Below are 12,536 nucleotides of genomic sequence, written 5' to 3' on the forward strand. Positions count from 1 at the left end.
AAGTGGCTATGCAGAGCGCATAGCCACAGCCATTGAATTAATCAGGCTTTTTAAGAGGTTCGATTTTTGGAATTAAAATCCATACAGCAGCCATTGCAATAATGGCAAGCGAAGCGCCTATTACAAATGCAGGCGTGTAGTTGCCATCAGCGGTTAAAATAGGCACTAATGAAGTAAGTCCTACCGCGCCTAATTTTGCAGCCATACCGGAGAAGCCCGATAACGTACCCACTGCCTTTTTACCTAACAGGTCACTTGGTAGAGTTTGTACGTTACCAATAGCGGTTTGAAAGCCAAACAATATAACAGCCATAATAAGTACCGCTGTAGTTGGGCCGCCTGGGTTTGCCATTGCAAGCAATGCTGGCAGCATAATTAAACAACCTAAGGTAATAGTAAGCTTACGTGTTTTGTCTGTATTCCAACCTGCTTTTAAACGGTTTTGCGCTAATAGACCACCAAACCATGCGCCAAACATGGCCCCTACATAAGGCACCCAGCCGTATATACCAATAGATTTAACATCCATTGCGTATACTTCGTTTAGGTAAATTGGGATCCAAAATACAAATAACCACCAAATTGGGTCGATGGCAGCAGACGCTATAATAACGCCCCAACTTTGCTTACGAGAAAGTAGCTCGCCAGTTGACGGATTATATTCTTCTTCGTCATCGCTAGTTACATCGCCATTATCATCTACACGACGTTGGCCTGTTAAAATATATTCACGCTCTTCTTCAGATATCCATGGATGGCTACCTGGTGGCGCTTTTACTAAAATAATCCACGGCACTAACCATAAAAAGCCTAACGCACCGACAAAAACAAACACCATTTGCCAGCTAAAGTACACGGTTAAATAAGCAATAAGCGGAATAGCAATAATGCCACCAATAGCCGCACCTGAATTAAATATACCCTGTGCTAAGGCACGCTCTTTAGTGGGAAACCATTCTGCGTTCCCTTTAGCAGCACCTGGCCAGTTACCCGCCTCAGCCACACCTAAAATAGCGCGAAAAATACTTAAGCTTAAAACGCCTTGCGCAAAAGCATGTGCAATAGTTGCTAATGACCACACACCAATTGATAATACAAAGCCTAAGCGTGTGCCAACCCAGTCAAATATTTTGCCAAAAATGGCTTGGCCAAATGCATAAGCAAATACAAATACAATAGAGATGTTAGCGTAAATTTGTTTGCGCTCTAATGCTGATTCATCAGGGAACATTTCTTCTACTATGTCTGGCCATAAAACGCTAAGCGCTTGACGGTCGATGTAGTTAATAATGGTAGCAAGTGCAATAAGCACGATAACCCACCAGCGTAAGCCTTGAATTTTCATAGGTTAATCCTCAAGAAAGTCTTCACGAGCAGGGCTAAAGGTATCAATTAAAATACCGCCCGTTGGGCACGTTGCACCATGATCGGCAAAGGGTGGAATAAAGCAGCTATCTCCCGCTTTTAATATTTTTGTAACGCCGTCTATATTAAAGTGAAACTCACCTTCAACTACGTACGTTACCTGAGAGTGCCTATGTGCATGGTTATAACCAATTGCGCCCTCAGAAAACCAAATTTTTACCGCCATAAGCTCTTCGTTATAGCCAAGCATTTGACGTTTTAAGCCGTTACCTAAATCTTCAATTTCGGTTTCGTTACCAAATGAAAAGTGTGCGCTTTGCTTTTGCATCCTGTTTACTCCTGATTATTCTTCATCATATAAACGCCAAGACGGCCGTTTAAAGTGAATGCTTTATTTTGATAAGTGAATGTATTTTTCGTGACTGTGTCAGATTTATTTATTGCAACAAGGTAAGTGTTATTTTTAATGTCTACTTCAACGAGTAATAAGCTACCTTGTTCGGTATATTTAAGTGAGGTTACTCTGCTGTTCGCCTCTAAGGTGTATTCTTTGCTTGGATTATATTCGCCGTGCGGCTCTAAAATAGAGATAAACTTATGTTGCTTGGCTTTGTTTACTCTGCGAATAAAACCGTTTTCGTTGCGCAAGTTAAAGTGCGGATCGTTTGCACCTATTTGCGTGAACAAGAAAGACTCATCCCCTTTAACTAAACTAGTTTGTGTGTAAAAACGCCCGTTATCATTGAGCCAAGTTACTTTAGCAAGCCCTTCTTTAGGTGTTGCTTGAGCTTTAAGCCATAAATGTTGATACCCGTTTTTATCCCCTAAAGCTGATAACTGTTGAGTGTTACCTGCTAATTTAAAACTTGTATCTATTAGCTGGCCTTTATAATGTAGCGGTAAATCAAACTTGTGCGCTTTAGTTGCATCTACATTAAAAATATCAACAGTAATTGTGCTATCTAGCTCAGGTAAGTTAACCAGCGCTAAAGTACGCTCTAAGTTTACGCCTTTGTACGCTGTGCTAATTTCACCACTTGAAACCGTACCGTATTTATTGGTTTCGAAATAATTAAGCGTAGGATAATTGTTATTACCCACTTCAACATTGGCATTAAAGTGCGTGGTTTCATCAACCACAACCGTATTGTGCGCAACGGTGTGTTTTGCATAGGTTTCGTTTTCTGGTAGGTAACGCCCGCCGTATTTTGCTTCAACGTTTAAAAAACGTGCAGCCCCATAGTCAGATACAATTTCGTTACCTTTATCGTAAAACTGCCATGTAAGCTTATCAAAATGACCATGGCCTAAGCCTTGTGCGGCCGGCTTAAACAATAAGGCTTGATCGCCACCTACGTCACTGCGCATAACAACTAATGCGCCTTGCTTACCATCGTTTCCGTCACCAAAAGCAACTGATTTAAATTTATATGGCTTTTGCATATTTTTATCGAGCGCTTGCGCAACCTTTAGGCCGTCTCCCGATAAGATAATTTGATCTTGTTTTTTAGCTATATCTAAATAACCGGCATCGTTTGTTAACCCATAAGCGGCTGTAACACCTTGCACAAGCTCTATAGTGTCAATACCTTTACTTTTTATGGCATCGTTTATAGGAAAAAATAAACCGTTGTAGCTAAGCTGAATGGTGGTATCAATGGCTTTTAATAATATGCCATCGCGGTATTGGAATATTTCACGCTCTGGCTCGTTGTTTTCAATTGCCTTTGCAAACGTTACAAACGGTAGTAGCGCAAAACGTTGATAATAAGGGCCTTCGTTATAATAGCCTTGCGGCGAAAATAGCATTTCTAACTGTTTAACAAACCCACCCTTACCTGATTTTTTTAAATCAAATAATGATTTTTCAACCCACTCAGGCTCGTCTAATACGTAACCTGCCATGCCCACGCCTGCCGTTGCCCATGTGCCATGATTGTGTACTTTATTAAAGGTTGAAGGTTGTCCCTCAGACATAAATAACGAAATTGGGCGCAGTAAGTCATCTTCAATTGTTTTAATGTTTTTAGCACTTAAAGAGTTATGTATTAGGTCGTATGCTTGAATGGTATAAACAAGCCACATTGCCTCATTTAGACTTTGCCAAAATAATTTACCCGGGTTTTGCGACTTAACTTTACGCTTAGGGTGCACATCAAGCGTTGGGTATAACTCTGCGTAAGCAAGTAGCATATCGCGAACATAATTTGCGTACTTTTCATCTTTACTTAGCTGATAAATAACACCCGCGTTATACATAAGCTGATAGTTCTTTTTATGGCGTTCGTGGGTGTAACCACCTCCGCCATCTTTAGGAACAGGCACCGTTATTGGCAGCGCTATTTGCTCATCTACCTGCGTTTTTAACAATTCAAACGCAGTGGCAAATTTACTCTCACTGTTAGTGCTTATAGCTTGGCGCATTTGCTGAACATCGTCATTGGTTATTACCAAATTAGGGTGTGCAGCATAGGCATTTAAAGAAAATAGTAAGGCGGAAGCAGTCACACCAGCAGTTTTGAAATAGGTTTTACCTCGAGATAAATTCATTCCTGTTACCCCGCCTTATTTAGTACGTTATTGTTTTTAATTATTGCCGTGTGCGGCCCTGATACTCTTAACTCTTTAACGCTCGGCGCTTTGGTTGCATCAAACTTATTATTTGTGATTGCTGTTTTAGGCTCACCTACAGTGTGCTCAATTTTAATAACTGCCGATTTTTTAAACTCGTTGTTAGTAATATTACTTACTTGCACTCCATGGGCATACACGCTAGCTTGTTTTTTATTACGCTTACCTAAGCCCACGTTAGTTAACGTATTATTACTTATTAGAAGATGAGGCCCAAAGGTGCTTTCGTCACTTCCACCACGGTAAAGTTTAACAACCGCACCCGCTACATCGTTAAATTTATTACCTTTTATCGTAACGTATTCAGCGTTATAAATACCTAGGTCTTCTATTTCTGTGTTAAGGCGTAATATGTCACCGGTTACGTTGTCAAAGGTATTATTTGTTAGTGTAATTTCATCAGCCATTGCACCTTTACCCGTTACAAAAAAGTGAAACGAGTGATTAATATCTAACTTAATTAACTGCGAGTTATGAATTTCAAAACGGTAGTTATCGACCATACCCCATTTTTGAGTACGTACTACACTGTTGCCTATGGCATCGGGTGCGCTTTCACCAGAGATAACTAAACCATCTAGCTTTAGGCTACCGCCATCGTGAATTTCAAATAAAGTAGAACGCTGATAAGTAAGCTTAGCTTTACCTGGGTTTTTAGCTTTAATTGTAAGTGCTTTACTAATTTTAATAAGTTTTGATACATCGTATTGGCCATCAGCAAGCGCTAGCACATCTCCAGATTGGGCGTTATTAATTGCATTAAGTAGGTCGCTTACATTTGCTTTAACTTGATGCGTTTTACCTGAGTCAAATTCAACAACCTGTGCTATTTTTGGATACCAACTAACGCCGGTATCGTCCTTTTTTAGCACTTTTAAACCACGTTTAGCACCTGCTTTAACTTTACTTGATTTAGGGTAAAGTAAGCCGTTACTTGCTTTACTAAGTGTTACATTTTGCTTTTTAACACCATAAGCAAGCTCTTTTAATACCGTGGTATTTGCAACGTTATTGGTCAAAGCAATACCACTTACATCATCAAATGTAGTAAATGGCTGCTCGCCATTTTGATTAATAATCAGGTTGTTTTTCATTACGCTGTTAATAGGTGCTGCACTTCGCTCTGCATCGCTACCTGCAGCAAGTTGTACATGGCTTACATTTACAAAGGTGTTGTTTTCTATTGTTGCGTTTTCAACTTGGTGGTAACGGTTAATTGGCGAGTTTGGTACACCGTTCATAACGGTAAATCCACTACCAAATCGGTAACCTGTGAGCCCTTCAAGGTAGTTGTTTCTTACAATTTGGTCTTTGTTGATAATACGAATACCGCCAGTATGGTCTACGCCATTACCAAAGAAGATGTTCTCTTCAATTACATTGCCATTACCATGGCGAAGGGTTAACGTACCGCGGGATTCAAAAAATACGTTATTACGAATTTGGTTTTTACCTGATTTTACTGAGATAATTTCTACTTCACCGTTAGTGCGTTCAAAGTAATTGTTTTCAACTACTGTAAATGAATCACTTAGTGAGTAATGGCTGGTGCCAATACGCAGGGTTTCACCACCATTAGAGCCAAAAGTAGGACGGTAACCAAAAAAGTTATGATCTATTTGGTGATAATTTTGCTGACTTTGCTCGCTATTTAATCTTACAGCAACCGTAACACCTTTGTTTCGCTTGCCAATTAAATGGCTGTGATCAAAGCGGTTGTGCTTACCATATAAAGCCACCCAGTAATCTGACTCACGTTTATCTGGGTTATTGTAGTTGTCGATAACAACTTGGGTTACACGTGAATGTGTAGCTAGTTCATTCTTGTTTTTACGAAATTCAATAACAGCGGAACTGGGCGTATAACCATTTTTAAACACAAGGCCAGACACTTTTAAATAGGTACCTGCTAATCTTAAATTAGATTGCCCGGATAAAATTACTTTACCTTTGGTTTGTGCGCTCAGTGAAATTGGTGCGTTTTTAGTACCTTGGCCTTGTAATAATATTTCGAAATCAGACCACGTACCGTCTTTGAGAGTTACTTTATCACCGGCAACTAAATCGCCAGAAATTTCCTTAAAAGCTTGTTTACTATCTATAAAATAATCTTTGGCTGCCAATTGTGTGGATGAGCATCCAATAAGAACTAGGCTAAGCTTTATTATATTAATTAAACGCATAGATAACTCTTTTTCAGTGTGACTGGAAGTAATGCTTTATCAATAGTAATACTGCACTCATTACACAAAGCAGATTAAATCTAGCCAGTTGATGTTGTGTGTGTTTTGGTGCTTTAACGTTGTTAAAGCACCAAATGTTGTTGTCGGTGTTACTTTTCTAGAGATTTAAAGTAATCAAAAATCTCAGGTACGTTGCCCTGCCCCATACCCGCATCAAATGCAGCTTGTAAGTTAGCAGATGAACCTTCAGCTATTTTAGACTCAGTGCCAAGGTCAGAAACCATTTGCAAAAAGTAACCTAAATCTTTGTTTGCATTAGCAATTGAAAAACCAAGGTCGCTTACATTATCTACCGCGTAGTTTTTACAAAATTGCATAAATGGCGAGTTAGATGGGCCAGTAGACATAATGTCGAATAACTGTTGACGATCAACACCTGCTTTGTCAGCAACTGCAAAGGCCTGAGACATTGCACATACTGTGGTCATACCCATAAAGTTATTAATTAACTTAGTTGTATGGCCTGCTCCTAGTTCACCCAGGTGGAATACATTTTCGCCTTGATCTTCAAGTACTGGCTTAACTTTATTAAATGTATCAATGTCGCCTGCTGCCATAATGTTAAGTAAACCATCTTTAGCGTGTGCTGGAGTACGGCCAAGCGGTGCGTCAATCATACCTGCGCCTTTAGCAGCTAAGTCTGCACCAATTTTTTTAGTAGACGATGGAATTGATGTACCAAAATCAACTAAAACAGCACCTTCTTTAATACCCGCTAAAATGCCATCTTCTGCGTATACAATTTTCTCAACAACGGCAGAGGTCGTAAGACAAAACATAACAATGTCGGCACCCTCAGCTAGCTCTTTTGCTGTGCTTGCTGTTTTTGCGCCACGGCTGACACATGCAGCAACAGCATCTTTGTTTAAATCCATAACAATAAGCTCATAGCCTTTGTTCTGTAAATTTTCGGCCATATTGCCGCCCATTAAGCCTAGGCCGATAAAACCGATTACTGGTTTTGACATGAATAACTCCTAAATATGATGGCGCGTGCTTTTATGAGTACGAGTAATGATTTACCCCATAAATAGGTACGCTGTGTCGTTTATTTTCAAATTTGGTAAAGAAACCCTAATCAGTCCGTTTGAATAGATAACCAGCTGTGTTGTTACCCTTTAAGTAATTTAAGGTTGCGCTTAAATTACTCACTATTTATTAACTGGTTATGTATTTAATACGCGTTATTTAGCATTACTTTGATTATTTATTAATACCTTAAGTAAGCTAAAACCAAGTAGCTTACCAATTGGTATGTAAAAACTGTATTACCATAGTCGTTTTTTGTCAACCAATAAGTTAACCTTGTAAACCAAGCTCATTTACAACCCCAAGCTTAAATTTAAAATAAACATTATAAATCAGTAATTTAAACCAAAAATCAAAAAGAAATAAATTACAACTCGTTTTAACTTACTTGGTTATACACTTTGTGATAATAGGTTGACCAATACTTCAATGTTATTTAAAAAATACACACGTACATTACTAGGCGCACATAATGTATAGCCAATTTTTAAACCGTGATGTAGTTAGCAGTAGTAAAAATTTGTTCACTTGAGCCTATTGCTGGTTTTATACCGCCCAACAAAAGATTGAAATACTTTAAAGCTTGTAAACACCTGACAACGCCCACATTTACTAGTGATAAATATAACCCCTTATAAAGTGCAACTAGCTGACAGCTGATGGCCTGTTTAAAAATTTAACGATAAACAGTCCATATGCATCTCAATTACTAAATTTATAATTAATTAAGGTAGCCAAAAATGCGTTTATTACACACAATGTTGCGTGTAGCCGACTTAGAAAAATCACTTTCTTTTTATACAGAAGTTTTGGGAATGAAAGAGCTGCGTCGCTCAGATAACGAAGATTACCGCTATACATTGGCTTTTGTTGGTTATGGTGAGGAAGAAAATAATACGGTATTAGAACTTACTTATAATTGGGATCAAGACAGCTACGACCATGGTAATGCATACGGCCATATAGCTATTGAATTTGACGATATTTATAAAGCATGTGAGGACATAAAAGCTGCCGGTGGTAATGTTAGCCGCGAGCCCGGCCCTGTAAAAGGAGGCACTACTGAAATAGCCTTTGTGAAAGACCCTGACGGTTATGCTATTGAGCTTATTCAGAAAAAAGAAAAAATGAGTGAGTTTTAATGCATTTTAAGCCCTGTTATAGCACTTAAATGGTAAGTATCATTGAATGTATATATTTTACATAAAAGGTGCCTTTGAGCACCTTTCATCGTAATTGGCTATCTTTACTCGCACGGCGATTAACTGCATTTAGTTTTTTACCCTGAGACTCAAGCTCACTTTGGCACGCTACACAATACCTAACACCTGGTAATGCCAACCTGCGAGCCTGCGGGATCTCACAATCACATTCATCGCAATACTCTGCACTTGCACCAGAAATTAAGTTTTGCCTTGCGTATTGCACGGCATCATTAACACTCGCATCGATTTGATCCTGGATTGCGCCATCACGCGCCCAACCACTAGCCATAATTATCTCCTAAAAGTAGTAATACCAATCCGCAATATTACTTAATCATTTTTAGGGGCTAAATGTGTCGCTACCTCAGTTAAAAAACTCTCATTTACTACTGCATGGATACAGAAGGTAGAACAATGCAGGAGCAATAGCCGAGAACAACTAAATAGCGAATTTTTTGCCTAGCTATCAACACGTTTTTCCAGCCTCAAAATAGATTACGTAATTGAGCGAATTGGTATAAGAAGTTGGTTTTATGCTAACAATAGAATGCTTTATTAGTGCTGAATAAATTTAAAAGTAAATTAAGTGGGATAGATTTTTTAAAAGATATATAAGAATAGTAAAATATTAATATGAAAGATAAAAATGGAGAGTTTAAAACTTAACTAGTGCGAGTTAAGAGTATGGCGTACACAAAAGATTAGTGCTCATGACAACGTTGTGTATTGAGAGTGCTGTGTTGCACTACTTTATACAATACTTAACATAGTAGATGGCGTCCCCAAGGGGATTCGAACCCCTGTTACCGCCGTGAAAGGGCGGTGTCCTAGGCCTCTAGACGATGGGGACACTAAAAAGTGTCACTAGGACAACTGAAAGTTTAAACTCGATTCAGACGAGCTTTAATAACACTACCCTACTAAAAATAGTAAGTGGCGTCCCCAAGGGGATTCGAACCCCTGTTACCGCCGTGAAAGGGCGGTGTCCTAGGCCTCTAGACGATGGGGACACTAAAAAGTGTCACTAGGACAACTGAAAGTTTAAACTCGATTCAGACGAGCTTTAATAACACTACCCTACTAAAAATAGTAAGTGGCGTCCCCAAGGGGATTCGAACCCCTGTTACCGCCGTGAAAGGGCGGTGTCCTAGGCCTCTAGACGATGGGGACACTAAAAAGTGTCACTAGGACAACTGAAAGTTTAAACTCGATTCAGACGAGCTTTAATAACACTACCCTACTAAAAATAGTAAGTGGCGTCCCCAAGGGGATTCGAACCCCTGTTACCGCCGTGAAAGGGCGGTGTCCTAGGCCTCTAGACGATGGGGACACTAAAAAGTGTCACTAGGACAACTGAAAGTTTAAACTCGATTCAGACGAGCTTTAATAACACTACCCTACTAAAAATAGTAAGTGGCGTCCCCAAGGGGATTCGAACCCCTGTTACCGCCGTGAAAGGGCGGTGTCCTAGGCCTCTAGACGATGGGGACACTAAAAAGTGTCACTAGGACATTTGATAAGTTTAACTCATATCATGAGCTGCTAAGGTAATGCGTATTTTACAAGTAAAGACTCGAGCTTTAAGTGTTACGCTATTCTCTTGGTATAACCACCTCTAGTATAAACTAGATGGCGTCCCCAAGGGGATTCGAACCCCTGTTACCGCCGTGAAAGGGCGGTGTCCTAGGCCTCTAGACGATGGGGACGCAGAAAACTGCTACCCTAGGACATGCACAAAGTTTTGGTGGAGCTATGCGGGATCGAACCGCAGACCTCTTCGCTGCCAGCGAAGCGCTCTCCCAGCTGAGCTATAGCCCCAAACCATTTAATACATAACGTGATTAAGACGTCGTGTATCGCTGAGTGCGGGGCGCATTCTATGCACCACCCAAAATAAAGTCAACAGTTTTTTATGCCACTTTATTTAAATGGTTTAATTTTCAACAAACTGGCTACCAAGCATGCTAAAAAATACAATTTAGACTTAATTCCTTGCATACCGCCTATAATAACACCGTAATCTCAAAGTCTATATTAAAACCCTCCCCTTCTTATTTATGCACAGTGCAGCAATGCAATTAAAAGGTATACATTTATATGCAAATTAAGTTTAAGTAATTTAATTTAAATAGCGCCCACCCACATTACGCTTATAGCATAGGAATTACCGGTTTATTTCACAGACTGTTTTTAAGTTAATTTTAAAACTAATTTAATAGTTATGTTTTGAGGTAACAGTACTCCTTATATCAATTTACTAGTTACGATACTTTTTATGTTCGGCCCTAACCTAAAGCTTGCTGAATTGTGTTGGTTAACTATAGGTATGACAGAATAAACCTTACTACCTACACTAAGCGGGCTTCTAAATTTAATGAACGCCACATCCTAGCAATACCTTATCGATGCTTATTTAAGCATTACTATTAAAATTGCCGATAAAATAGACGCCCCTCTTATGCCGTTGTTTATAAAACCTTCATTCAGCACATTTTTATCATTCAAGTGTTGACACATTTCCAACTCTATCTATAATAGCGCCCCACAACAACGCAGCAATGTGAAGTTGTTTAGATGTGGGTGATTAGCTCAGTTGGGAGAGCATCGCCCTTACAAGGCGAGGGTCACTGGTTCAAGTCCAGTATCACCCACCACTTTTTAAAAGTGATTCACATCTAAATTCTATATGGGCATTTAGTTCTATTAGAAAAAAGAGCATTACCGCTACCACCAAGTAACGGCAAAGTTCACTGGTTAAAATCCAGTACTATTTATTTAATAGTAGCGTTTTAATTTATATGTGGGTGATTAGCTCAGTTGGGAGAGCATCGCCCTTACAAGGCGAGGGTCACTGGTTCAAGTCCAGTATCACCCACCACATATAAGCTTACTATTGTATTAATGGTCACGTTTTAAAATTGTAATATGGGTCGTTAGCTCAGTTACAAGAAAAGAGAGCATCACCGCTTTTTATAAAAGATGGCGAAGTTCACTGGTTAAAGTCCAGTACTATCTATACAGATAATAGTATGTAATATGGGTCGTTAGCTCAGTTGGGAGAGCATCGCCCTTACAAGGCGAGGGTCACTGGTTCAAGTCCAGTACGACCCACCATTCTTAGAATGGTGCATATTACAAAAATTTATATGTGGGTGATTAGCTCAGTTGGGAGAGCATCGCCCTTACAAGGCGAGGGTCACTGGTTCAAGTCCAGTATCACCCACCACATATAAACCTATTATTATGTTAATAGTTGCTTGTAAAATTTAATATGGGTCGTTAGCTCAGTTGGGAGAGCATCGCCCTTACAAGGCGAGGGTCACTGGTTCAAGTCCAGTACGACCCACCATTCTTAGAATGGTGCATATTAAATATATAATTTGGGTGATTAGCTCAGTTGGGAGAGCATCGCCCTTACAAGGCGAGGGTCACTGGTTCAAGTCCAGTATCACCCACCAAATTATATTTAATTTATAAGTCTTTAATAAAAGTCATACCTATTATATGTGGGTGATTAGCTCAGTTGGGAGAGCATCGCCCTTACAAGGCGAGGGTCACTGGTTCAAGTCCAGTATCACCCACCACATATAAACCACCTTACTCATTCTTTCTGTTTATTATAAAGCATCGCCGTCCTTTACAAATAATGGCGCGAGTTACCGGCATCATGCCAAGTCATCACCCACCACATATAAACCACCTTACTCATTCTTACTGTTTATTATAAAGCATCGCCGCCCTTTACGAATAATGGCGCGGGTTACCGGCATCATGCCAAGTCATCACCTACCACATATAAACCACCTTACTCATTCTTACTGTTTATTATAAAGCATCGCCGCCCTTTACAAATAATGGCGCGGGTTACTGGCATCATGCCAAGTCATCACCCACCACATATAAACACTTCAGAACACCTAATTTAAATCCCTTAAAAATAAATATCATTTATTAAGTAATTTTGTTTAATATCTTTTAAACCTTACTGTTTAAAATACTCATGCCCTAATAGTTCATAGCCAGCTAAATGTATGAATATAAATTAATCTTCTAATAACCTCGG

At 39.5% G+C, this 12,536-nt stretch carries 7 protein-coding genes and 14 tRNA genes; 8 read left to right on the forward strand and 13 right to left on the reverse strand.

Annotation, left to right across the window (positions count from 1 at the left end):
* Nucleotides 1-37: 37 nt before the first annotated feature.
* The 5 genes from PESP_RS11135 to PESP_RS11155 all read right to left on the reverse strand — a co-directional run bounded on the left by PESP_RS11135 (nt 38) and on the right by PESP_RS11155 (nt 7,207).
* Nucleotides 38-1,345 carry an MFS transporter gene (locus PESP_RS11135; RefSeq protein WP_089348096.1) on the reverse strand — a complete coding sequence of 436 codons (1,308 nt, stop codon included), beginning with the start codon at nt 1,343-1,345 and terminating at the stop codon, nt 38-40.
* Nucleotides 1,346-1,348: 3 nt separating this feature from the next.
* The gene (locus PESP_RS11140) at nt 1,349-1,693 is read right to left on the reverse strand and encodes a cupin domain-containing protein (protein WP_089348097.1); all 345 of its coding nucleotides are present in this window, start codon (nt 1,691-1,693) and stop codon (nt 1,349-1,351) included.
* Between the two features lie 5 nt (nt 1,694-1,698).
* A complete protein-coding gene (locus PESP_RS11145; RefSeq protein WP_089348098.1) occupies nt 1,699-3,915 on the reverse strand; it encodes a heparinase II/III domain-containing protein in 2,217 nt (738 codons plus the stop codon).
* Nucleotides 3,916-3,920: 5 nt separating this feature from the next.
* Nucleotides 3,921-6,179 carry a chondroitinase-B domain-containing protein gene (locus tag PESP_RS11150; RefSeq protein ID WP_089348099.1) on the reverse strand — a complete coding sequence of 753 codons (2,259 nt, stop codon included), beginning with the start codon at nt 6,177-6,179 and terminating at the stop codon, nt 3,921-3,923.
* Between the two features lie 149 nt (nt 6,180-6,328).
* A complete protein-coding gene (locus tag PESP_RS11155; protein WP_089348100.1) occupies nt 6,329-7,207 on the reverse strand; it encodes an NAD(P)-dependent oxidoreductase in 879 nt (292 codons plus the stop codon).
* An 801-nt stretch (nt 7,208-8,008) separates the two neighbouring features.
* Between PESP_RS11155 and gloA the strand changes: the two genes are divergently transcribed.
* A complete protein-coding gene (gene gloA, locus PESP_RS11160; protein WP_089348101.1) occupies nt 8,009-8,410 on the forward strand; it encodes a lactoylglutathione lyase in 402 nt (133 codons plus the stop codon).
* Nucleotides 8,411-8,495: 85 nt separating this feature from the next.
* On the opposite strand, the gene PESP_RS11165 is transcribed toward gloA, so the two are convergent.
* The 8 genes from PESP_RS11165 to PESP_RS11200 form a co-directional block, all read right to left on the reverse strand.
* Complete coding sequence (locus PESP_RS11165; protein ID WP_089348102.1) at nt 8,496-8,762, reverse strand: DksA/TraR family C4-type zinc finger protein; 267 nt, start codon at nt 8,760-8,762, stop codon at nt 8,496-8,498.
* 485 nt (nt 8,763-9,247) lie between these two features.
* Nucleotides 9,248-9,323, reverse strand: a tRNA-Glu gene (locus PESP_RS11170).
* 84 nt (nt 9,324-9,407) lie between these two features.
* Nucleotides 9,408-9,483, reverse strand: a tRNA-Glu gene (locus PESP_RS11175).
* Nucleotides 9,484-9,567: 84 nt separating this feature from the next.
* Nucleotides 9,568-9,643, reverse strand: a tRNA-Glu gene (locus PESP_RS11180).
* A gap of 84 nt (nt 9,644-9,727) precedes the next feature.
* Nucleotides 9,728-9,803 (reverse strand) — tRNA-Glu (locus PESP_RS11185).
* A gap of 84 nt (nt 9,804-9,887) precedes the next feature.
* Nucleotides 9,888-9,963 (reverse strand) — tRNA-Glu (locus PESP_RS11190).
* 140 nt (nt 9,964-10,103) lie between these two features.
* Nucleotides 10,104-10,179, reverse strand: a tRNA-Glu gene (locus PESP_RS11195).
* A gap of 36 nt (nt 10,180-10,215) precedes the next feature.
* A tRNA-Ala gene (locus PESP_RS11200) sits at nt 10,216-10,291 on the reverse strand.
* Nucleotides 10,292-11,051: 760 nt separating this feature from the next.
* On the opposite strand from PESP_RS11200, the gene PESP_RS11205 reads away from it, so the two are divergent.
* The 7 genes from PESP_RS11205 to PESP_RS11235 all read left to right on the forward strand — a co-directional run bounded on the left by PESP_RS11205 (nt 11,052) and on the right by PESP_RS11235 (nt 12,057).
* Nucleotides 11,052-11,127: transfer RNA gene (locus PESP_RS11205), tRNA-Val, on the forward strand.
* Between the two features lie 148 nt (nt 11,128-11,275).
* Nucleotides 11,276-11,351, forward strand: a tRNA-Val gene (locus tag PESP_RS11210).
* 160 nt (nt 11,352-11,511) lie between these two features.
* Nucleotides 11,512-11,587: transfer RNA gene (locus tag PESP_RS11215), tRNA-Val, on the forward strand.
* A gap of 36 nt (nt 11,588-11,623) precedes the next feature.
* Nucleotides 11,624-11,699 (forward strand) — tRNA-Val (locus PESP_RS11220).
* Between the two features lie 47 nt (nt 11,700-11,746).
* Nucleotides 11,747-11,822, forward strand: a tRNA-Val gene (locus PESP_RS11225).
* A gap of 33 nt (nt 11,823-11,855) precedes the next feature.
* Nucleotides 11,856-11,931 (forward strand) — tRNA-Val (locus tag PESP_RS11230).
* 50 nt (nt 11,932-11,981) lie between these two features.
* Nucleotides 11,982-12,057, forward strand: a tRNA-Val gene (locus PESP_RS11235).
* The last annotated feature ends 479 nt before the right edge of the window (nt 12,058-12,536 follow it).

It is taken from the genome of Pseudoalteromonas espejiana DSM 9414 (assembly GCF_002221525.1).
In the GTDB taxonomy this organism is placed as follows: domain Bacteria; phylum Pseudomonadota; class Gammaproteobacteria; order Enterobacterales; family Alteromonadaceae; genus Pseudoalteromonas; species Pseudoalteromonas espejiana.